This window comes from Actinosynnema sp. NPDC037264, assembly GCF_055603705.1.
Genome location: NZ_JBVJVK010000135.1, coordinates 1 through 1,523, shown reverse-complemented (window position 1 = coordinate 1,523; position 1,523 = coordinate 1). Strand labels below are relative to the sequence as shown.

Here is a 1,523-nt window from a genome sequence, read left to right as displayed (position 1 = left end):
GCCATGACACCCTCAGTGTCAACCTCAAGAATTAGATCAAGCGGCTGCGGCTTGGTCGGTGAGTCGTTGCGCGCCGCCGTGGAGTTCGGGGTCGTAGGGCGTGTGGTTCTGCCAGCAGCGCCAGAGCACGCGGATCCAGGCGCGGGCCAGGACACGGGTGGCGTGTTGGTGGTCCTTGCCGGAGGCGCGGGCGCGGTCGTAGATGTCGGCGGCCCAAGGGCTGGCGAAGCGGCTGTTGGCGGCGAAGGTGGTCAGTGCGACGCGGAGGCGTTTGTTGCAGGCCCTGCGGAAGGACACGCCGCGTTGCCTGCCCGAGGCCTTGGTGACCGGGGTGACTCCGGCCAGGGCGGCGATGGTGTCGGGGTGGTCGAAGACCTCGCGGGCCTCGCCCCATTCGGCCAGGATCTGGGCGGCGTTGACGGTTCCGGAGCGGGGCAGCGAGCGGAAGACATGGCCGTCCGGGTGGGCCTCCATCTGTTCGGCGGCGGCGCGGTCGAGGTCGCGGATCGCGGTGTTGAGCGAGGTCAGGACACCGACTTGGGCCAGGACCGCCGCGCGCAGGCCGACGGTGGCGATCGGGTCGGTGGTGCCGGTGGGGGCGGCGCGCAGGCGGCCGAGCAGTACGGCGGCGGGCTTCTTGCCGGAGTAGCCCTGGCGGGCGAGGAAGGCGGCCAGGCGCTTCTCCCCCAGGGCGGTGGCGTCGGCGGAGGTGGGGTAGCGGGTCGGGAACGCCAGGCTGATCGGCGACCAGAGCGCCGCGAAGACCGCTTTCGCGCCCGGCCAGTGGGCGTCGAGCAGTGCGGCGAGTCGGTTGGTCGCGGCGACGCGGGCCGCGACCAGGTCGTCGCGGGTGCGCATCACCGCGCGCAGTCCCTTGGTATGGCCCGACAAGGGCTTGGCCGGGGTCAGCCGGTGCAGGCGGACCCTCAGGTAGTCCGCGATCACGTGGGCGTCGCCGGGGTCGCTCTTGGCCCCCGAGGGGACCTCGGACTCCCGCCGGCTCTTGATCGCGGTCGGCTTCACCGGCAGGACCGGGTGCCCCGCCTCCAGCAGCGCGTCGACCAGGCGGCCGTCCGGGCGCTCGATGGCCACTACGACCTGCTCGGGCGGGCCGAGCCTGCCCAGGCGGCGGATCAGCGAGGCGAAGCCCTCGGCGGTGTGGGCGACGGTGAACGCCCCGGCCTTGCCGCCGGTGGAGTCCAGCACGCATACCGCGTGCTCGGCCGAGCCCCAGTCGATCCCTACGAAGAACAGCGCGTCGTGCAGCGACAACCCCGTCGCCTTTCCATTCCGTCGGCGCGGCAGGGGCCAGGCGGCGAGGGAACCGACGGCGGAGTGGTCACTAACCGGCGCTCTACGGCGCGTCCCTCAGTCATCGCTTCACGGTTCCGGGGAAGCCGGGGGCGGCAGTGTCATGGGAGCCCTCGAAGGGCGGCCACACCGGGCCGTCACCCCGACTTCCGCCTGGTTCCTACCACAAGCGCCACCCAGGCGCCCGCACGGAAGAGGGTGCACTAGTGACC

Annotated in this window: 1 protein-coding gene; it reads right to left on the bottom strand. The window is 72.4% G+C overall.

Annotated elements, in window-relative coordinates:
- Positions 1–36 precede the first annotated feature (36 nt).
- Positions 37–1,272 (bottom strand): IS110 family RNA-guided transposase, encoded by a 1,236-nt coding sequence (locus ACZ7GX_RS45680; RefSeq protein WP_498786924.1) that lies wholly within the window; start codon positions 1,270–1,272, stop codon positions 37–39.
- Positions 1,273–1,523: the final 251 nt, after the last annotated feature.